The sequence below is a fragment of the Glutamicibacter sp. genome, assembly GCF_032154645.1.
Classification (GTDB): Bacteria; Actinomycetota; Actinomycetes; order Actinomycetales; family Micrococcaceae; genus Glutamicibacter.
In genome coordinates, this window is record NZ_JALDXV010000016.1 from 46,897 (window position 1) to 67,183 (window position 20,287).

At 60.2% G+C, this 20,287-nt stretch carries 18 protein-coding genes and 1 pseudogene; 12 read left to right on the forward strand and 7 right to left on the reverse strand.

Features of this window, described 5'->3' with window-relative positions:
* Nucleotides 1-97 precede the first annotated feature (97 nt).
* Nucleotides 98-1,372, reverse strand: a complete 1,275-nt coding sequence (locus RUH64_RS12935) for an FAD-dependent oxidoreductase (RefSeq protein WP_313813913.1) — start codon at nucleotides 1,370-1,372, stop codon at nucleotides 98-100.
* Nucleotides 1,373-1,808: 436 nt separating this feature from the next.
* On the opposite strand from RUH64_RS12935, the gene RUH64_RS12940 reads away from it, so the two are divergent.
* Nucleotides 1,809-3,023, forward strand: a complete 1,215-nt coding sequence (locus RUH64_RS12940; protein WP_313813915.1) for a hypothetical protein — start codon at nucleotides 1,809-1,811, stop codon at nucleotides 3,021-3,023.
* An 84-nt stretch (nucleotides 3,024-3,107) separates the two neighbouring features.
* On the opposite strand, the pseudogene RUH64_RS12945 reads toward RUH64_RS12940, so the two are convergent.
* The 3 genes and pseudogenes from RUH64_RS12945 to RUH64_RS12955 all read right to left on the reverse strand — a co-directional run.
* Nucleotides 3,108-3,617 (reverse strand): annotated as a pseudogene (locus tag RUH64_RS12945) (malonic semialdehyde reductase); the annotation flags it as partial.
* A 449-nt stretch (nucleotides 3,618-4,066) separates the two neighbouring features.
* Complete coding sequence (locus RUH64_RS12950; protein WP_313813917.1) at nucleotides 4,067-5,251, reverse strand: histidine kinase; 1,185 nt, start codon at nucleotides 5,249-5,251, stop codon at nucleotides 4,067-4,069.
* A 46-nt stretch (nucleotides 5,252-5,297) separates the two neighbouring features.
* Nucleotides 5,298-5,474: a hypothetical protein gene (locus RUH64_RS12955; protein WP_313813919.1), complete on the reverse strand. Its 177-nt coding sequence runs from the start codon at nucleotides 5,472-5,474 to the stop codon at nucleotides 5,298-5,300.
* A gap of 101 nt (nucleotides 5,475-5,575) precedes the next feature.
* Between RUH64_RS12955 and RUH64_RS12960 the strand changes: the two genes are divergently transcribed.
* The 6 genes from RUH64_RS12960 to RUH64_RS12985 all read left to right on the forward strand — a co-directional run bounded on the left by RUH64_RS12960 (nucleotide 5,576) and on the right by RUH64_RS12985 (nucleotide 11,144).
* Nucleotides 5,576-6,250: a response regulator transcription factor gene (locus RUH64_RS12960; RefSeq protein WP_313813921.1), complete on the forward strand. Its 675-nt coding sequence runs from the start codon at nucleotides 5,576-5,578 to the stop codon at nucleotides 6,248-6,250.
* A 122-nt stretch (nucleotides 6,251-6,372) separates the two neighbouring features.
* Nucleotides 6,373-8,931 carry an ATP-dependent Clp protease ATP-binding subunit gene (locus RUH64_RS12965; RefSeq protein ID WP_313813922.1) on the forward strand — a complete coding sequence of 853 codons (2,559 nt, stop codon included), beginning with the start codon at nucleotides 6,373-6,375 and terminating at the stop codon, nucleotides 8,929-8,931.
* A gap of 134 nt (nucleotides 8,932-9,065) precedes the next feature.
* Complete coding sequence (locus RUH64_RS12970) at nucleotides 9,066-9,407, forward strand: VOC family protein (protein WP_313813923.1); 342 nt, start codon at nucleotides 9,066-9,068, stop codon at nucleotides 9,405-9,407.
* A 4-nt stretch (nucleotides 9,408-9,411) separates the two neighbouring features.
* A complete protein-coding gene (locus RUH64_RS12975; RefSeq protein ID WP_313813924.1) occupies nucleotides 9,412-9,996 on the forward strand; it encodes a hypothetical protein in 585 nt (194 codons plus the stop codon).
* A gap of 80 nt (nucleotides 9,997-10,076) precedes the next feature.
* Nucleotides 10,077-10,433, forward strand: coding sequence for a GNAT family N-acetyltransferase (locus RUH64_RS12980; protein WP_313813925.1), 357 nt, complete (start codon nucleotides 10,077-10,079; stop codon nucleotides 10,431-10,433).
* Between the two features lie 153 nt (nucleotides 10,434-10,586).
* The gene (locus tag RUH64_RS12985) at nucleotides 10,587-11,144 is read left to right on the forward strand and encodes an alpha/beta family hydrolase (RefSeq protein ID WP_313813927.1); all 558 of its coding nucleotides are present in this window, start codon (nucleotides 10,587-10,589) and stop codon (nucleotides 11,142-11,144) included.
* Here RUH64_RS12985 and RUH64_RS12990 read toward each other — a convergent pair.
* Both RUH64_RS12990 and RUH64_RS12995 read right to left on the reverse strand, forming a co-directional pair.
* Nucleotides 11,141-11,860, reverse strand: coding sequence for an AAA family ATPase (locus RUH64_RS12990; protein ID WP_313813929.1), 720 nt, complete (start codon nucleotides 11,858-11,860; stop codon nucleotides 11,141-11,143). The two genes, RUH64_RS12985 and RUH64_RS12990, sit on opposite strands and share 4 nt — an antisense overlap.
* A gap of 2 nt (nucleotides 11,861-11,862) precedes the next feature.
* Nucleotides 11,863-13,353 carry a helix-turn-helix domain-containing protein gene (locus RUH64_RS12995; protein ID WP_313813931.1) on the reverse strand — a complete coding sequence of 497 codons (1,491 nt, stop codon included), beginning with the start codon at nucleotides 13,351-13,353 and terminating at the stop codon, nucleotides 11,863-11,865.
* Nucleotides 13,354-13,571: 218 nt separating this feature from the next.
* Here RUH64_RS12995 and RUH64_RS13000 point away from each other — a divergent pair, with 218 nt between their 5' ends.
* The 5 genes from RUH64_RS13000 (at nucleotide 13,572) to RUH64_RS13020 (ending at nucleotide 19,540) form a co-directional block, all read left to right on the forward strand.
* The gene (locus tag RUH64_RS13000; protein ID WP_313813933.1) at nucleotides 13,572-14,216 is read left to right on the forward strand and encodes a thymidylate kinase; all 645 of its coding nucleotides are present in this window, start codon (nucleotides 13,572-13,574) and stop codon (nucleotides 14,214-14,216) included.
* 23 nt (nucleotides 14,217-14,239) lie between these two features.
* Nucleotides 14,240-14,842 (forward strand): HutD family protein, encoded by a 603-nt coding sequence (locus tag RUH64_RS13005; RefSeq protein WP_313813935.1) that lies wholly within the window; start codon nucleotides 14,240-14,242, stop codon nucleotides 14,840-14,842.
* A 472-nt stretch (nucleotides 14,843-15,314) separates the two neighbouring features.
* Nucleotides 15,315-16,628 (forward strand): isocitrate lyase, encoded by a 1,314-nt coding sequence (gene aceA, locus RUH64_RS13010; RefSeq protein ID WP_313813937.1) that lies wholly within the window; start codon nucleotides 15,315-15,317, stop codon nucleotides 16,626-16,628.
* A gap of 80 nt (nucleotides 16,629-16,708) precedes the next feature.
* Nucleotides 16,709-18,346, forward strand: coding sequence for a malate synthase A (gene aceB / locus RUH64_RS13015; RefSeq protein WP_313813938.1), 1,638 nt, complete (start codon nucleotides 16,709-16,711; stop codon nucleotides 18,344-18,346).
* 123 nt (nucleotides 18,347-18,469) lie between these two features.
* Nucleotides 18,470-19,540, forward strand: a complete 1,071-nt coding sequence (locus tag RUH64_RS13020; protein ID WP_313813940.1) for an alpha/beta hydrolase — start codon at nucleotides 18,470-18,472, stop codon at nucleotides 19,538-19,540.
* On the opposite strand, the gene RUH64_RS13025 is transcribed toward RUH64_RS13020, so the two are convergent.
* Nucleotides 19,537-20,115 (reverse strand): histidine phosphatase family protein, encoded by a 579-nt coding sequence (locus tag RUH64_RS13025; protein WP_313813941.1) that lies wholly within the window; start codon nucleotides 20,113-20,115, stop codon nucleotides 19,537-19,539. The genes RUH64_RS13020 and RUH64_RS13025 overlap by 4 nt on opposite strands.
* Between the last annotated feature and the right edge of the window lie 172 nt (nucleotides 20,116-20,287).

Below are 20,287 nucleotides of genomic sequence, written 5' to 3' on the forward strand. Positions count from 1 at the left end.
AGCGCGCCGCAAAAGAGCACAAACCAGCGCGATCCCAACATTGTGTGGGTTCGCGCTGGTTCGCTTTATTCACGTTCCGGGTGTGGACCAGAACGGGCTAGAAACCCTTGCGCAGCGGGTTGAAGTGGCGGGCGATGGCCGGCACCGATTGGCCGGTGATCTGCGCGGCAAGGATCTTGCCGGTGAGCGGGCCGAGCGCTACGCCCCACATTCCATGGCCACCGCCCACCGAGACGCGGGAGGAAGCTGTCTGACCCACCAGCGGCAGGCCATCGGCCGTGCAGGGACGTCCACCGACCCATTCTTCCTTGCGGTTTTCCCAATTGATGCCCTTGTACACAGGTGAAGCAGCTGCAACGATGGCCTCGATGCGCTTTGGCTCCAGCTTGTGGTTGACGTCGCGGAACTCCATGGTGCCGGCAATGCGGAAACGGTCGCCCAAAGGGGTGCAGGCAACGCGCTGAGTCGGGAAGTAGATCGGGTGGGTCGGCATATCCTCGGGCTCGACGGTGAAGGAGTAGCCGCGACCCGCCTGGACGACAACCTTCACGCCGAATTTGCTGGCCATATCGGTCATCCACGCACCGGTGGCGAGCACCACGTGGTCGGCGGTGATAGCGCGGCCCTCGGATCCGATGACTGTCACCGAAGAGCCGTTGTCACGCACGTCGGTGACGTTGAAGGTGCCGATAATGTCTCCGCCGCGTGCCACCACCGACTCGGCCAGCGATTCCATGAACTTTGGAGGATTAATGTAGCGCTGACCCTTGATAGCAACGCCGGCAACGACATTGTCGGACAGGGTCGGCTCAATGCCGCGCAGCTGGTCGCCGCTGAGCAGATCGAAATCTACGTGGCCTCCGGTCTTGTGAATCATCTCGAACTCGTGCAGCAGTGCGTCGCGGTCCTTCATAGAGATGAAGCCGGTAAGGAATGGGTCTGCAGGCTTGGTCTTTTCCTTGGCGCCGGGACCCGCAGCGGTATCTTCGGCAATCTCATCGAAGGCGTCCAGACCTGTGTGGCCCACCTCTGAGAAGATGCGCATTGCTTCTTCCCACTTCTTCGGGGTGGAGTGCCAGGTGAAGCCGAGCAGGAATCGCAGCAGCTTGGCGTCGGCCTTCAGCGGGATGTACAGCGGCGAGGCCGGATCAAGCATCATCTTCAGACCCTGCGAGAAAATCGACGGCTCTGCAATTGGCAGGGTCAACGCCGGTGTCAGCCAACCAGCATTGCCCCACGAAGAACCCGAGGCCACGCCTCCGCGGTCGACGACAGTCACCTTGACTCCCGCCTCTTGCAGGTACCAAGCGGTCGACAGACCGACAAATCCGGCTCCGACGATGACTACATGATCAGGGACAGCTGCGGCCATGACCCACACTCCTAAGACTCGCGGCCCTTCCACACAGGGCCTTCACAGATCACTTTCGTCTCTGTACACGGGAAAATCAACGGGCTCTGATGAATCGACGGTGATCGAGAGCACATTATTATGTGATCTGTATTTTTTGCGGAAAATATTAAAAATATGCGTAGCTATTTCGGTGTATACCAAATATCTGTGTGTCATCAGCGGATCAAGTGCACGGTAGGAGGTTTTACTTTGCCCTCAATTTCGCTCCGACAAACCGTTCGTACGTAAATTCCCTGTTCTGCCCACGCATCAATCGCTTCACCGGCCCCAACCCGTAGATGCAACGACGCAGACCTTGAAACCGGAGGCGAATAACAAAAAGGAGATCAGCACGGCACTGCGTAAACTGGAAGGAAAGAAATCCCTGCCTACCTAAGGAACCTGCGCAAACGCTATGGCATCTCGCAAACCAGCAAAAAAGAAGCAGCCACAAGGCCATCCAGCACGACGCGAAGGTGCCAGCTCGGTGCCGTTTGAGACCGAGGTCCGCCAGGCACTGCAACCGTTCAAGTCGTCGCTGTTCCGCCATTTCCAGGAAGAGGGGCACCCCGCCAGCGAAACGCGCGCCGCCATTGAAGGTCTAACCACGCTCTTGACGGTCCACGCACAGCGCCGCAACCTGGTTGACGTTACTACCTTGGATGCCAAGGCACTGGGTGAGCAGCTAGGACACCTCTCTTCGCTGGGCGAAGAAGTCGCCGTTGCCAGCGCCTCGATCCTCAAGCACTACCTGACATTCCTGGGCACCACCGCCAACTTCGGAGGCAGCGTCGACGATTTCCGGCAGACCTTCGAGTTCCTCTCCCGCATGGCCGGCGATTCACCAATCGTCGCTCCCTTCATGGAAGACGAGGATGCCAACGCCGCGCTCGAATCGATGCCATTCGTCTTTGCGGCACGCGAACTGCTGGCATGGGTGGGCGAAGGACAGCCGACCTCCCCAAGCGGTGTACTCACGGGCCAGACCCTGCAGGATGCAGCCTCGGCACTCGGACTGCTTGTCACCGTCGATGAAAACGCTACCCCTTCCGACTCCTCCTCCTGGGAACCGGAAGACGGAACCGTCGTCTCCAGCCTCGCAGAAATCCCCCGCCTGTCCGCCTACTGGGATGCCCTGATCGGCACCGCCATGCTCACCTACCAGGCGCCCAATGCCACGCCCACCGCAACCCTGGCGGAAGCGCTGCAAAGCTCAACTGGCCCGGGAGCCCGCCTGGTCAAGGAGCTGATTGCCGAGGTGCTCTTCTCGCACGTCCTGATCAACACGCTTGATACTCCGGAGAAGGCAACCATCGCCGAAATGACCGCCGGCGTACTGAGCAACGCTGCCTCGTCTACGGCCCCGCGCACCGAGTTCGCCCTCCAGGTTCCTAGCACCGACGATCTGCCAGAAGAGCAGCATCATCTCATCGCAAGCCTAGAGGTCGTCATCCCTCAGGTTGAATCGCTGTTGCGCAGCTTCGAACGCGAGGGGCTGGTGGTGATTGATGAACACATCACCGTTCCGGTGGTGCTGCGCACCGCCTTGGAACGAGCCCTGGCCAAGGTCTCCGACCATGTTCTCGATAACGGCTCGGACGCTGTCGCGGAGAACAACGACCAGGCGTAACTGAGCCCGGACTACATACAGGGCGCGGCTCCGGTTCTTCATGAACCGGAGCCGTGCCCTGTTTATGTACGGATCTTCAGTCTGTTAGATGCTGCGGGTGGCCAGCTGCGCAGAGTGGCGCGGCAGGCGGTCGAACCATGGGTTCTCCCCTGGCTTGCCAACGTTCACGATCAAGAACGACTTATGGGTATTGTCCGCGTTGATGATTGCGTCGACTGCCTTCGCATCGAAACCACCCATTGGACCCGCTGCCAAGCCTGCTGCGCGGACTGCCATGATGAAGTAGCCCGCCTGCAGCCAACCATTGTTGTTGCCAATCGCGGTGCGAACGCCTACATCCTCGAACATCGCCTTGCGTTCTGGCGCATGTGGGAAGAAGCTTTCAAATTCCTCATGCCATTCGGTGTCGAATGAGAGAACCGCGAGCGCCGGTGCACTCAGCGCCTTCTGCGCATTGGTACCAGCCATGGTGCCTGCGATGGCCTTGCGTGCATCCTCGGACTTGATCCAGGTGATTCGCATTGGCTGGTTGTTCATCAGCGTCGGACCCATTTTCATGGTCTGGTAGATCGCATCAAGGGTTTCATCGGATACCGGCTCGTCGCTGAACGAGTTGGCGCTGCGGGCATCGAAGAAAAGCTGATCAGCAGCTTCGGGGGGTGATGGTCAAGGAATCGTAGACGCTGGTTTCGGTCTGAACGGTCACGGTCTCTCACTTTCAAAGAAATTGATCCTAATGGCTAAAACAAATCAACCACGAAGCATCATCCCGAGATAATATGAGATCCATCACACTAGTATCGTTAAAGTTCAAAAGGTACGTCGCGTTACTCGCGGACAACGGCGTGCGATGGGGGCACAACGCCGATGAAAGATCGTCCGTCCGGTAACGCAACGTACCTTTTAATCACCCTCGGATCCTTAGTGATGCCACTCGCAAAACACCACCAAGTACCTAATCGGTGATCGGTCTTCACCGATACATGTTTAACTTATCGCGTCTGCAAGAAATGCGAAATCATACTTTAGTAGGAGGGCAAGGCCTAAAAGGGGATACTTGCCCGCAGAATCCAACGCCCATTGCGGGCCTTTGTGTCGAATGTTCCACCGAACGCACGCATGCGGTCTTCCATGCCAATCAAGCCGCTGCCGCCATAGGGGAAGGTCACCTGCTCTTCCCCGGAATTCCGCGTCTGATTAGTAATTTCCAGTATCGCTTCATTGCCGTGCGCGATCAGTGAAATCGAGCATTCTCCCCCTGGCAATCCATGCTTAATCACGTTGGTCGTGGCTTCCTGCATCACCCGGTACAACGCAGTCTGGGCGGAACGCGGAAGCTTCGAAATTTTTTCCTCGGTGTGAGAATTCACCGCAAAATTTGCTTCACGAAGGCGTTCGGAGAACAGCTCAACTCCCTGAACCGCGTAAACCGTAGTCGCCGCCGGTTTGTCGCCGCTCGCCTCGGCGGGATCCATCATGGTTCCATCGGTGCGCAGCACATTGAGCATTAGACGAAGGTCATGCAACGTTTCGGTACTGAGTTTCGCAATAACATCAATCGCGTCCAGCGCCTTCTGTCCGTCATTGGCGAATTTCGCGGCCTTAGACTGCATCGCCACAACAGTTATGTCGTGGGCAACGATGTCATGCAGGTCGCGGGCAATGTTTTTTCTTTCCGTCTCCAAGGCTTGCTTGGTTCGTTCATTGGCCGCATCCATATCCCTCAAGGCCGCTGCATTACGCTCGCGCAACACGAAAATGATACGGGTCAAACCGAATGAGAGGGCTGCCAAGGGCACGAGCAAAACAGCCAAGATGGCGTCATCTCCAGCTCGGATTCCAAACTGGAGCATCCAGGCTGCAAGTAGCGTCAGATACCAAATACGAACGTGGCGAGACCGTGATGTAGCAGCTAATGCGGAAAAAATGATGATCGAAAAAATCATCCATAGAATTAGTTCGCCATCCGAAAAGAGAAAAAAGGCCGCCGCGAAAAAAATGCCCAACGAAGCGCTGACCCAACGCTTGCCCAACAACAGTCCAAGACAAAGGACGGGTCCAGCGATGGCTCCGCTTATGGACACATTCGAGGTATCGCCAATACCCTGCTGCAAGAGTGTCAGAATTTCGGTGCTTGAAACCGCCAGGAGAGCGATGATTCCGCCCCAAATGATGACACCCCGACCAGCGAACTGTTTGGTCAGGGTGTCTTTAAGGCTCATTTTCATAGGCCGTATACTTCACGGAGATACAAGTGAAGTCAAGAAATTACGTCTATCCTGGGCAGGAAACGCCGTAATTTCGGCACATCCATGCAGCAAAGTCTGCACCCCAACCTGCAGGGGAAACAACGTTGACTCCTTGCTGCTCCAACGAGCTGCCAGCAGCTGCCGATGCCGGTGCGGCAACAGCCGTAACCGGCGCAATAACCAATGCCGCTACTGCGAGCATTTTAATAGCCTTCATAAACACACCCCATGACTTTCGATGACTAATATTATTTCGAAGGAGCAGTCCGGAAATTGGTCTGCAACATCGTTCTAAGGAAACTGATGGAACAGGTCAAGGTTCTCATCGTCGATGACGAGCCCCTCATCCGCAATGCTTTGGGCACAATCCTAGCAACGGACGCGCAAATTGTAACGCTAAATTCCGTAGAAAATGGATTAAAAGCGGTTGAATTCTGCCAAGAGCATGAAGTCGACGTTGTACTCATGGATTTGCAGATGCCTGTCATGGATGGTGTCGTGGCAACCCGCGAGATCAAGCGCTCGAAAAATAGCCCTGCCATTCTCGCAATTACCGCTTTTTCTTCCGACGATTACCTCGTTCCCGTGCTGGCGGCAGGAGCCAGCGGATACCTCGTCAAAGACACGGATCCGGCCGAGATCATCAGCGCCGTTCACGCCGTACACCGCGGCACCGCGGCGATTTCAGCTTCCGTTTCTTCGGACCTGGTCTCGGCGATTCAAGTTGCCTACCGAGACACGACACAGGAAGTTGAAGACCTCATCTCGGATCTGGGCCTTACTTCCCGCGAGCTAGAGATCCTCAACTTGCTGGCCAAGGGGCTGAACAACCCGGAGATCAGCAAGCTGCTGAAAATCTCTGAAACAACCGTCAAGACCCACATGGCAAAGATCTTCGCCAAGCTTGATGTCCGCGACCGCGTTCAAGCGTTGGTTGCCGCAACCCGCATGGGATTGATCGAGATCCCCAGGGAATAGCCGCACCCTCCGGTGTGAGATGGGCCTCCAAGCGTAGTTTGCTGCACTCGGGCGGGAATAGATTCGCGCGCAGAACGTTGAACATGAGCATAGACCGCTCAAGTTTCTACTAGGAGGCTCACTTGCCAGCATTCTTCGGTTCACCGGACAACGGCTCGTTCGAGGAATTTCTCTCCCGGTTCCTTTCCTCGCGCGCTCAGGCCGCCCGACCAATCGACATTACGCGTCTGCTCTCTGCACGTACCCACGAGGCAGTTCAAACCGCAGCTGCAATTTCCCACGAGCACGGCCACGACGAGATCGACTCGCTGCACCTGCTCGTAGCCCTGCTGCGCACCTCGCCCATCGACTCTCATCTTCAAGCCATGGGCATCGACATCGATGCGCTGTCAAAAGACGCCATCGCCCACCTGCCGCACAGCCAACAGGGCACGGAGAAGCCGAGCAGGCTCTCTTCTGCCGCGCAGCGCAGCCTTTTCGACGCCTACCAGGTGGCCCGCAATTACGGTTCAACCTACATCGACCCGGACCATCTGTTCCTGGCCTTCGTCTTCAACCCGGAGTCGCCGGTCAGCAACCTGCTGGCACAGCACGGCGTCACCGGGCAGTCGCTGCAGCAGGCTGCCATGGAGCAGGCTCAGCGCGCCCAGTCAGGCGGCGGGCAGGGCGAAGACGAGTCCGAAGACGTCTCGATGCTTGAACGCTACGGCACCGACCTGACGGCGCTGGCAGCGGATGGCCAGATCGACCCCGTGATCGGCCGCGACGACGAGCTGGATCAAGTGGTTGAGATCCTCGCCCGCCGCACCAAGAACAACCCGGTGCTGATCGGCGAGGCAGGCGTCGGCAAGACCGCCATCGCTGAGGGGCTGGCGCGCGCCATCGTGGCCGACGAGGTCCCGGAGCAGATCCGCGGCGCCCAGCTGATCTCCATCGACTTGCCGGGCATGCTTGCCGGAACCCGCTACCGCGGCGACTTCGAACAGCGCCTGACCGGCCTGCTGGAAGAGGTGGCCAACGCCGAAGGCCAGGCCATCGTATTCATCGACGAGATGCACCTGCTGGTCGGCGCAGGATCGGGCGAATCGGGCAACATGGATGCCGCGAACATCCTCAAGCCGCGGTTGGCCCGCGGCGAGCTGCACCTGATCGGCGCCACCACGCTGGATGAATTCCGCAAGGTGGAGAAGGACTCGGCACTGGCCCGCCGCTTCGGCAAGGTCATGGTTGAGGAGCCCTCACAGGAAATCGCACTGGCCATCCTTGAGGGTCTGCGCGAATCCTACGAGGACCACCACCAGGTGCAGTACACCCCCGAGGCGTTGAAGGCCGCGGTGAGCCTTTCGGCCCGCTACCTGACCGACCGGCGGCTGCCCGACAAGGCGATCGACCTGATTGACATCGCCGGCGCCCGCCGCTCCATCGCCGCCGGAGACACCGAGGACGTACAGGGCCTGCGCGCCGAACTGGTTGAGGCCGAACGCGACAAGGCCCGCGCCATCGGCGAGGAGCGCTATGAGGATGCCAGCGCCTGGCGCGACCACATCGCGGAGCTGACCTCGCGCATCACCGCCGCGGAGGAATCCGGCGCCGCCGGGGTCACCCGTGTGGTGGACGAGGCCCAGATCTCCGAGGTCATCTCCCGCTCCACCGGCATCCCCACCTCGCGGATCAGCGGGGATGACAAGGCGCGCCTTGCCACGCTGGAAGAGTCGCTGCATGCTTCGGTGATCGGCCAGTCCGACGCCGTATCGGCGGTGGCCAAGGCGGTGCGGCGCAGCCGTGCGGGGCTTTCGGCGGCGCACCGCCCCATCGGCTCCTTCCTGTTCTTGGGTCCCACCGGCGTGGGCAAGACCGAGCTGGCCAAGGCGCTGGCCACCAACCTGTTCGGCTCGGCCGACGCGCTGATCCGCGTGGATATGAGCGAGTACGGCGAGAAGCACACCGTGGCGCGGCTGATCGGCGCCCCTCCGGGGTACATCGGCCATGACCAGCCGGGCCAGCTGACCGAGAAGGTCCGCCGCAACCCGTACTCGGTGATCCTGCTCGATGAGATCGAGAAGGCGCACCCGGATGTGTTCAACGTGCTGCTGCAGGTGCTGGACGACGGCCGGCTGACCGATGCGGCCGGACGCACCGTGGACTTCTCCAACACGCTGATCCTGATGACCAGCAACCTCGGCGGCGAGTACCTGGCCAACAGGGCCGGAAGCTTCGGCTTCACTTCTGCGGCTGCAGAAGCCGGCTCGCAGGAGGTCCGCGCCAAGGTCATGAGCAAGGTGCGCGAGTTCATGCGCCCCGAGTTCCTGAACCGCCTGGACGAGGTGCTGCTCTTCTCCAAGCTCTCGCAAACCGAGATCGGACGGATCGTCGAGCTGGTGCTGGCTGAAACCGGCGAGCGCCTGACCGAGCAGGAACTGAAGCTGGATGTCAGCCAGGCAGCCATCGCCTGGCTTGCCGAACAGGGCTACGATCCGGAGTTCGGCGCCCGTCCGCTGCGCCGCCTGGTGCAGCGCAAGGTGCAGGATGCCATCGCCGACCTGTTGATCAGCGACGAGCTGGCTGCCGGAGACACGGTGGCAGTGGACTACTTAGACGGGAAGCTGAAGGTCGCCAAGCAGGTTTCGCCTTCGGCGCCGCCGGCCGCCGAAGAAAAGGTCATGGACTACTTCGGCAGCTGATCCGCAGCTGAACCTCGGCAGCGCCGGGACGCCTCGTGCGTTCCGGCGCTGCCTTTTGCTCCGGCTTCATCTTCGCTTTGCCCTACCCTTTCGCCCTTCGCCCCGGTAGTTTTATAGGCATGGCGAACCTTGGCATGATCACACTTGATACAACCGATGAACAGTCAGCTTCCGCGTGGTGGAGGCTCGTTCTCAAGGGCGAATACATCGGGCAGTACCCCGGCTTCACCATGATTTCCATTCCCGGGTCCAGTACACGCCTTGGATTCCAGCAGGTCGACGCCCCCACCGAGGGTAAGAACCGCGTCCACTTGGACCTGGAAGCCAGCAGCAACCGCGCCGAGGAAGTCGAGCAGCTCATCGCCGCCGGCGCCACGCTCATTGAGGAACACAATGAGGACCCCGAATTCGGATGGGCCGTACTGCGCGATCCCTACGGCATCGTTTTCTGCCTCTCAGATCCCCACAACGAGTAGTCCCATGGGTTTATTCTCCAAAAAGTCCGCTCCCCCGGCGGCGCACCGCGTCGAGATTCATTTTTCCCAGCCGATGACGGTGCGGCTGCGCCAACAGCACGAGCAGGAAATCATCGAGCAACTGCTCCCGCAGTTCAAGGCCACCGGCAGGCTTCTTGGCTCGGGCACGGCAATCTCCGACAATGAGGAGCCGCTCTCCAGCGATGTCACCCTAGAGGTCGCGTGCTCGAACCTCGATCAGTTCATCCACGGGCTGGTCGGCGAGCTGGTCGCCAACGGCATTGCCCGCGGTTCGTGGATCGAGGTTGACGGGCGGCGGACCGAGCTGGGCACCAGCGAATACGTCCTACTGCGCACCCGGCTGGGCGAGGACTCCGACGCAGACCTCGAGGCAACGGTTCTGGCGCTGCATCGCGCGCTGGGCGACGGGGCCATCGGTTGGCATGAGGACGTGTATTTCCGCTACGACGGACCAGTCTTCGTTTTCAACGGTGACAGCGCCCGGGCCATCACCGACGCATTGAGCGCCGAGCTGGTCAAGCATCCGCTGATGCAGCGCGCTGAACTGGTCTCGGTCACCAACCCCTAGTTCTCAAGGACAGCACGATCTTCATCATTGAGCACGGAGCCATTCCACCGCGTGAACAGCTGCTGGAGCTGTATGCATCCGTGGGGTGGGTCGCATACACGGACCACCCTCAGGTGCTGCTGGCTGGAATCGAAAATTCGTCGTTCCTTGTCACCGCCGTGGATCCCCGGGGCGCACTGATCGGTTTAGCCCGCGCCATGTCCGATGATGCGACCATCTGCTACGTGCAGGATATCCTGGTGCGGCCAGAAGCTCAGGGCGGCGGAATCGGCCGGGCCCTGCTTCAGGCGGTCCTCGAACGCTATTCGCATCTTCGTCAGATCGTGCTGATCACCGATGACGAGCCCGGGCAGCGCGCCTTCTACCAGGCCCTAGGCTTCACCGAAGGCGCCGAAGTTGAGTACGGCCCCGTCCGGGTGTTCGTCCAGTTTCGCTAGGTTGCGTGCAGAAAACCGCCGCAGGATTGCCAGCCCCTAGGCTTGTACTTATGAGCCAAGAATTAGCCATCCCCTTTAACGACGTTGAGCTGAGCGCTGTGCTTGATGTTGCCGAAAACAGCAGCGCGCTGCTGATCCTGGCTCACGGCTCGGGTGCGGGCAAAGACCACCCGTTCATGGAACGGCTACGCCCAAGCCGTTGCAGCCCTGGGTGTCGGCGTGCTGCGCTTCAATTTCCCCTATATGGATGCCGGCAAGAAGTTCCCCGACAAGGCTCCTACCGCGGTCGCCGCCTGGCAGCGGGTGCGCCGGTGGGCGCAGGCACAGGTCGCCGCCGGTCTTCCGATTTTCACCGCGGGCAAGTCTTTTGGCGGCCGCATGGCTTCGCTGGCGGTTTCCGAGGGGATGGAAACGTCGGGACTGATCTTTCTGGGCTACCCGCTGCACGCGCCGAAAAAAGAAGAAAAGCTGCGCGATGAACACCTGTACCCATTGAGCACGCCCATGCTGTTCCTGGAGGGGACCAGGGACCCCTTCGCCAATCCTCAGATCATGGAATCCGTGGTGGCCAACCTGCCCCACGCCACCCTGGAATGGTTCGAGGGCGGCGACCACTCGTTCAAGGTGGCGCGCTCGGGCCGCACCCCCGCCCAGGACGGGGCTTGGCTGGCCCCTAGCACCGTCGAGTTCATCCGTCAGCTGCTGGCCTAGCCCGGATAGTCGTCGATGAACTGGCGCGGGTCAGCCATACAGGCCCGCCAATCGCGTACCAGCTCCAGCTGGTCGTAGGGTGTTTGGCGCATCCCCCAGTCGCCTACTTCCCAGATATTGGCTCCCGGCAAGACAGCCAGCACCGGAGAATGGGTGGAGAGGATAATCTGCGAGCCCAGTTCGCGCAGCTGCTTCATCAAGCGAAGCAGACGGACGCAGCCGCCCAGAGAAAGCGCTGATTCCGGCTCGTCGAATATCCACAAGCCCTTGATGTGGGGAATCCGCTCCGCGATCAGGTCAAGGAAGGACTCGCCGTGGCTGCGCTCATGCAACATGGTTTCGAATTTCGAGGCTTCTAGGTAGGTGTAGAAATTGTGCATGGTCTCCGCGCGCAGGAAGAAGCCCTTGCGCGAGGCCGCCGCTCCGCGGTGCAGCTTCAACTGCGCGTGCAGCCCCGACTCCGAGCGACGCGAGGTGTTCATCGCGCCGGTGGATCCACCTTCTGGATTCATCCCATAGGCCATGGCGATGGCCTCAACCAGCGTCGACTTGCCGCTGCCGTTCTCCCCGACGATCACGCTGGCCTCGCCCAGCTCAAGCCCTTCGTGCAACAGTTGCCTCACCGGCGGCAGGACATAGGGCCAGGCAAGCGCTTGTTCCTCGGGCAGGACCGGCTCGATCCGGCGCAGCGGCAGGAACAATTCGTCGATGGCCACGCTCACCCGTCCTGTGCCTGCAGGAAGCGGTAGACCTCCGTTTCGTCCACGCCGGGGAAGGCACCGGTGGGCATGGCCGCCAGGAGGTGGGTATTGGCGCGCGTTGCAGGCCAGGCGTTGCCGAACCACTGGGTGGACAGATCTGCCGGCGGGCGGCGGCAGCAGTTCTCATCCGGGCAGGTGGACTGGCAGCGTTCCTTGGTGTCCCTGCCGCGGAACCATTTAACGTGTTCGAAGGGTACCCCGATGGACAGTGAATACAGTCCCGAAGAATGGTGCTCGGTGCGCGCGGTGCACCAGTAGGTTCCGTTGACCGTGTCTGTGAACTGCTCGAAGGAGCGGAATTGGTCGGGCTGCTCAAAGACCATCCGTGAGGTCCAATAACGGCAGATGGTCTGCCCCTCGATCGCCCCGGTATGGTCGGAGGGGAAGTTCACGCGGTCGTTCTCGTAGGCCTTGTGCAGGATCCCGGATTCGTGGACCTTCTGGAAGTGGCAGGTGATGCCCAGGTGCTCGGTGGCAAGGTTGGTAAATCGGTGGGCAGCTGATTCATAAGAGACGGCAAATGCGTCGCGCAGGTCTTCAACGGCCAGCTGTCGTTCTGCCTTGGCCCGCTGCAGGAAGTCCACGGTGGTCTTCTCCGGCATCATCAGAGCCGCGGCGAAGTAGTTGGTGGCAACTCGCTGGGACAAGAAATCAAAGTAGTCGGTTGGGGTTTTATGCCCCAGCACGTGATGGCCCAGTGCCTGCAGCAGCACCGAGCGCGGGTCGTGTTCGCTCTTGTTGACCTGGGTCAGGTAGATCCGCATATTTTTCAGATCCGTCACCGAGCGGGTGGAGTGCGGCAGGTTGCCGACGAACCGCAGGCTAAATCCCAGATACTCCGCAATGTCGGCTGCACGGTGGCTGGACAGTGGGCCCTCGTCGTGCCCCACCGCGCTGAGCACTCGCGCGGCTTCCTGTTCGATTTCCTTGTAGTAGTTGTTGCGTTGGCGCATTTCTTGGCGCAGGGCCGTATTGGCGCGACGCGCTTCCTCCGGGGTAGCGGCCTGTTCGTTCAATCGGCGCTCAAGTTCATGCTGCAGACCAACAAGAGACTCCAAGACGTCCATGGGCAAACGGGCCCCCACGCGAACCTTGGGCAGACCCAAGGCTTCATACAGCGGTCCACGTTGGGCCCGCTCAAGCTCAATTTCCAGGGCGGCCCTGCGCGAGGGCGGTTCCGATCCCAGAAGGTCGTCCACTCCAACGTTCAGGGCCTTGGCCAAGGACTTCAGCAACGAGAGCTTCGGCTCTCGTTTACCGTTCTCAATCAGAGAGAGCTGGCTTGGGGCGGTGTCGACCGATGCCGAAATGTCATCCAGGGTCAGGCCCAGACCCTTGCGCAAATGACGCAGCCGACGACCCAGCGCGATCAAATCAAGTTCAGCGCTGTTCGAGGCATCATCGGCGTGTCCGGCACCCGGGGCACGATTCCATGTGGTTGCAGTCACATATCCACGGTACGCGAAGAAGTAAAGAGTTTTCTAGCAATCCCCTCATATTTACGACCGAGAACCGCCATTTCGACCTCGTATTGCTGAAATTCTTCACTTCTTTGATGCATCAAGCTCACAACGCCCCATTCCCATCAACTCCACAGCTTCATTGGGGAAACATCATTCACCTTGATTCGTTATACCTGCAACAACGACAATTCCTCAGGAGTTCGATGGCAACGCTCAACGCAGCTTCACTCACGGTGTCTCGGCAATCACCCGCCACACCGTCAAAGCTCGTTGTCCTGGGCACCGACGGCGCGGGAAAGAGCACCATCATTTCAGCGTTGGTCAACGAGCTTGAACACGCTGGCTACCCCGCACAGCGATTGGCGAACACCGCGGGAAGGCGCTGGCTCAACCGCCGCAGCCGCTCACTTGGCATCACCTTTCCACCGCTCATCCAAGATTTCATCGAGTCAACTATCCGCGGAGCCAATGTCGTATTGAATTCGATGCGGGCAAACCGCTTCAACGGCCTGAGCGTAATGGACCGCCACATTTACTGCCAGCTGGTGCTGCGCGAACTTCGCGGCCAATTCAGCGGATTCATCCTGCCGTGGCTTGCCCGCAATTCCACGAAAAACGCGCTGATCGTCGTCCTCGATGTTCCTCCCGAGGTAGCCCAGCACCGGGTCAACACCCGCGAAGATGACTTTGAATCATTGGACTATCTGCATGCAAGCCGCGGCGAGTACCTGAATCTCGCCAAGATCAACAACTGGCCCATCGTTGATTCTTCACAGCCCGTCGCCCAGGTGGTTGCCGAGTTGCGCCTGCTGCTGGAACACCCGCACCCGGGCATCGATCAAGCCTAGGAAAGTGGAAGTAGACTCGGTTCATGAGCAATTCCACCGAGACGTTCTCTGCCGGCGCAGTCATCCCTCTCGCCCAGAGTTCCAAGCAAAGCTGGGAGCTGGGGCAGGTCCGGGTGATTGCCCATGGAGTGCTTTCGGAGCAGGGGACCATCGCTGACAGCAAACTTGCCGACAGCAGTTGGCAGTTGTCGGTGCGCTCGATTGAGAAGGCCGCAAGTTTCGGCTCGAAATATCAAACGCAGGTATTCACTTTGATCGCCGGTGATTTCGTTCAGCTTGAATTCGATGGCCAGGCTCAGGGCCTAGAGCCGCTGCGCCCGTTGAAGATTTCTACCCGAGAAGAAATCGCCTCCAGCCAGCCGACCGAAGAATTGCTCCTGCTTCACGTCGCCGCCGATCCAGCGGCAGCCCGCGCGACGGTGCGCATCGTCGAATTGTCAAAGAAAAGGGACCAGTACCTTTTCGACGGACAGCTGGGTTTCCTCGTTCAAGGTTCAGCGAAGCTTGTATTGCCAGATTCCGAAAAGCAGCTTGGGCTGCGGGATACGGTCGTCGGTTCAGACGCCGGAGAGCCTAGGATCAATGGGCGCGGCTTCATGGCCGTTGTTTCCTTCGACCTACCGTAGACACCTTCGCGCAGATCACCCTTTATCTGGGGCGTCAGTTTGTAGGCCGGGTATACCCCAGAACTTTTCCTGCAAACGCACCGCCACCGCCATGACTGCCGACTTAAGCTCGTCAAGATAATTTCTCGATAACTGCAATGCATCGAATTGCCTCGGCTACTGAACTAAATGCAGCCAGCCTCCGGCCAGGTTGCCGCCACCGCCGGGCAATACCGGTCCCGATTCTAAATTTTTCAAGTTCTTCACGCTCATTTTGCGCAACTTTCGTAATTCAGTGTGATCTGCTCTACAACTGCGCAAAGAACTGTAAATTTTTCACGATCGATAAAAACACTCGATCTTAATTCAAGAAACCTCTCCCGAAGGGCTTGTGCCTGCGGAAAAGTAGTTGTCACGAAGAAGTTCACCGGATCGAAACCACCTGGTTCTCCGATCCGATCGAACCCAACAGCTTGCGAAGGAGCTAAGCGAGATGACTACCCAGAACTCGAACGAAAACTCGATCGACAACCGCATCGCCGCCATCGAGACCGATTGGGAAACCAATCCGCGCTGGAACGGCGTCACCCGCGACTACACCGCAGCGGACGTCGTCAAGCTGCAGGGTCGAGTTCAGGAAGAGCACACCCTAGCAAAGCGCGGCTCGCAGAAGCTGTGGAAGCAGCTGACCGAGGAAGCACCCACCGGCGGCTACACCAACGCACTGGGCGCGCTGACCGGCAACCAAGCAGTACAGCAGGTCAAGGCGGGCCTGAGAGCCATCTACCTCTCCGGCTGGCAGGTAGCAGCAGATGCAAACCTCTCCGGCCACACCTACCCAGACCAGTCGCTGTACCCGGCGAATTCGGTGCCGCAGGTAGTCCGCCGCATCAACAACGCACTGCAGCGTGCCGACCAGATCGAATTCTCCGAAGGCATCCAGAGCGTCGATGACTGGATGGTCCCGATCGTCGCCGATGCAGAAGCAGGATTCGGCGGCCCACTGAACGCCTACGAGCTGATGAAGTCCATGATCAACTCCGGTGCCTCGGGCGTCCACTGGGAAGACCAGCTGGCCAGCGAGAAAAAGTGCGGCCACCTGGGCGGCAAGGTGCTGATCCCGACCCAGCAGCACATCCGCACGCTAAATGCAGCCCGCCTGGCAGCCGACGTAGCTAACACCCCATCGGTGGTCATCGCCCGCACCGATGCCGAGGCCGCAACCCTGATCACCTCGGATGTGGATGAGCGCGACCGCGAGTTCATCACCGGCGAGCGCACCGCAGAAGGCTTCTACAAGGTCCGCAACGGCATCGAACCATGCATCGCCCGCGCCAAGGCCTACGCTCCATATTCGGACCTGATCTGGATGGAGACCGGCACCCCCGACCTGGAGCTGGCTCGCAAGTTCGCCGAGGCTGTCAAGAAGGACTTCCCAGATCAGATGCTCTCCTACAACTGCTCGCCGTCGTTCAACTGGAAGAAGCACCTGGATGATGCAACCATCGCCAAGTTCCAGCGCGAATTGGGTGCCATGGGCTTCACCTTCCAGTTCATCACCCTGGCGGGCTTCCACGCACTGAACCACTCGATGTTCGACCTGGCTCAAGGCTACGCGAAGAACGGCATGAGCGCCTACGTCGAGCTTCAGGAGCGCGAGTTTGCCTCCGAGGCAGCCGGCTACACCGCCACCAAGCACCAGCGCGAGGTCGGCACCGGCTACTTCGACGCCATCTCCACCGCGCTGAACCCCAACGCATCAACCCTGGCCCTGGTGGGTTCCACCGAAGAAGGCCAGTTCCATTAGACCCTGACGGGTCGATGGTGCCGGCTGACAACGACGTCAGCCGGCACCGCCACCATTTTTAAGCTTTTAAGGACGCTGCCATGAACTCCCCGATCACCTTGAACAACATCACCATCACCGCCACCGCAGTTCGCTACCAAGAACAGATCCTGACCAGTGACGCTCTGGAATTTCTTGCAACCCTGCACGGCGCGTTCGAGCACCGCCGCAACGAACTGATGCAGCGCCGCCAGCTGAACCGCGCCCGCATCGCCAACGGCCGTGACCCCCAGTTCCTGGAGGAAACCCGTTCAATCCGCGAGGATGCCACCTGGCAGGTGGCACCGATCGCCCCCGGTTTGGAAGACCGCCGGGTGGAGATCACCGGACCGATCGAACGCAAGGCAGCAATCAACGCACTGAATTCCGGGGCGAATGTCTGGCTGGCAGACATGGAAGACGCCTGCTCGCCAACCTGGCAGAACGTCATCAAGAACCAGGTGAACCTGATCCGCGTGCTGGACGACGAGCTGGACTTCACCGCACCGGATGGCCGCGAGTACTCGCTGAACACCTCGGATCTGACCCAGCTGCCGACGATCATTGTCCGCCCCCGCGCACTGCACCAGCCGGAGAAGCACCTGCAGGTTGCCGGCACCCCGATTAATGCAGCACTGGTGGACTTTGCACTGCACTTCTACCACAACGCCCAACGCCTGATCGCCGCCGGCCGCGGCCCGTACTACTACCTGCCAAAGCTGGAGAACCACCTGGAAGCACGGTTGTGGAATGACATCTTCACCATGGCCCAGGACCTGATGGGGATCGAACGCGGCACCATCCGCGCCACGGTGCACATCGAAACGATCACCGCCGCCTTTGAAATGGAAGAGATCCTCTACGAGCTGCGTGAGCACTCCTCGGGCCTGAACGCAGGACGCTGGGACTACATCTTCTCCATCATCAAGAACTTCCGCTCCCGCGGACCGCGCTTCATCTTCCCGGACCGTGATTCGGTGACGATGACGGCACCGTTCATGCGGGCCTACACCGAACAGCTGGTGCGTGCCTGCCACCGCCGCGGCGCCACGGCCATCGGCGGCATGAGCACCTTCGTTCCAAGCCGCAAGGATGCATCGATCAACGCCGCAGGCCTGGCCGAAGTGCGAGAAGACAAGTCCCGCGAGGTCCACGACGGGTTCGACGGCTCCTGGGTGGCCCACCCGGAACTGGTGTCCACTGCCCGCGAGGTGTTCGACGTGGTGCTGGGCGAAAACCCGCACCAGATCTCCCGCACCCGCGAAGATGTTGAGGTTTCATCCTCCGCACTGCTGAATGTGGCGGGCCTGGATGGGCAGATCACCGAACAGGGCATCCGCGACAACATCGAGATCGGCATCCGCTACATCGAATCCTGGCTGCGCGGCAACGGAGCGGTGGTGCTGCGCAACCTGATGGAGGACTCAGCCACCGCCGAAATCTCCCGTTCGCAGCTGTGGCAGTGGATCCACCAGTCGGCCATCACCGATCAGGGCGAGATCATCACCCGCCACTGGGTACAGGAACTGGCAGAGGAAACCCTGGAAGGGATCGAACGCTTCGAGGGCGACCGCTTCGAGGATGCCATACAGATCTTCGAGGCCTGCGCACTGCGCGAGGACTTCCCGACCTTCATGACCCGCAACGCCTACCTGCGCTACCTGGATCTGCCGGCGCCAGTCCTGGAAATGGCAGGCTGATCCCCCACTAGACCGGGCCGGTTGTCCACAGTCGTCCGTCAAAATCGGCCACAAGAAACGGCATTCACCCATTGGTAATGAAACCAACGGTGGATGTCGTTTCTTGTTGGGTACGCTGAACACATGGTTAAGAAGTACTCCGCCACGTTCTGGACCTGGGGGGCAGACGTCTTGGGTGAGGGTTTCACCCGGCGGTCGATGATGATGAAGGACGGGTTCAGCGCCACGCTGGTGCGCTACAAGCCCAAGCGGACGTTCAGGCAGCAGCGGAGCGCACCGCTGCGCTCGGTCAGCCTGCTCTATGTCCACGGCTGGTCGGACTACTTCTTCCAACGCGAACTGGCCCAGGTGATCGCAGCGGCCGGGGTCAACTTCTACGCCCTTGACCTGCGCCATTACGGGCGCAACCTGCCCATCGACGCGGCCTCGGGCAGGAGCACCATCCCCAGCCCAGGATTCACCACGAGCCTGGACGACTACTCCGAGGAGTTCGACGCGGCGATCAACCTCATCAACAAGGAACACCGCGGCACCAAACTGGTCATTTTGGGTCATTCGACCGGCGGCCTAAGCGCCGCCCTCTACGCCGCGGCAAATCCAGGCAAGGTCCACGCCCTGGCGTTGAACAGCCCCTGGCTGGAGTTCCAGGCCAGCGAGCTAGGCCGCACCGCGCTCTCCCGGCTGATGCAGGCGGGCAGCATGCTGAACCCTCACCTGTTCCTGCCCTCGGTGGATCCGGGGTTCTACACCCGCACCGTCTCCAGCCAGTTCGAGGGCGAATGGGACTATGACATGACCTGGCGTCCGGTCAACGGCTTCAAGATCACCACCGGGTTCATCAATGCCGTGTTCGCTGCCCAATCGACGGTGTCCCGCGGGCTGGGGCTGCAGATCCCCGTCATGGTGATGCTGTCGGCCAAGGACTATCTGCTGCCGCGCTGGGATGACAGCGCCTCGCGCTCGGATGTGGCGCTCAACGTCCAGGCGGTGGCCCAGCGCAGCCTCGATCTTGGCAACGAGCTCTATCTGGTCAGGCTCAACGACGCCCTGCACGACGTGTTCCTCTCCGCGCCCGAGGTGCGTTCCACCGCCTACTGGGAACTGACCAGCTGGCTGGTGGCCATCGCCAACCGCGGCAAGGACACCAAGCTCGCCGCGAATATCGAAGCGATCATGAACCCCGAGGCGGATTAGGCCTGCGGGGGCACCGGGACCTGGTCGTTGACCAGTTCAAGCACCAGGCGCCCCTGCGCGTCCTGCCCCAGCAGCGCCACCGAGCCGTTGCGGATGGTATCCAGCTGGTAGCCGGCAATGTCCGAGAGCGTGTAGCGGATGATCGTCCCATGACAGATGACTGCCACGTTCTGCCCCGGATAGTCGGCCATGATCTGTGAGATGGCTTGTCTTCCGCGGGCCACCACCGACTCGAGTGGTTCAATACCGCCGCCGATCTTTCCCGGCCAACGTTGCAGCGCCTCGGTTTCCACCACGCCCTCGCCCTGTCCGTAGTCTCGCTCGATCAACAGGTCATAGCTGGGGCCGAGTTCTAGGCCTAGTCCGTCGGCGATGATCCGCGCGGTCTCCCGGGCGCGGTCAAGCGGCGAAGAAACCACCACATCCCACGCGCCGGCGCCGAGCACCGCCACCGCATCGCGGGCCTGCGCCCGGCCGGTGTCGTTGAGCGGAATATTGCTGCTCCCCTGAAGCCTGCCTTCAAGGTTCCACTGTGTCTGTCCATGGCGGACGAATCCCAATTTCACACTTGCCATTCTTGCATCACGGCACCACAGGCAGAATTGCTGGTGAGCAATCTCACTGGTCGCTTCAGACACGAATTATAGATTCCCCATTGCTAAGCACCGTAGTGTTTGATAAGCACTTTCATTCAATTAGATGCGAGCTTTTTCATCGTGACCGAACTCAAGGAATCCCTTGCCCGCG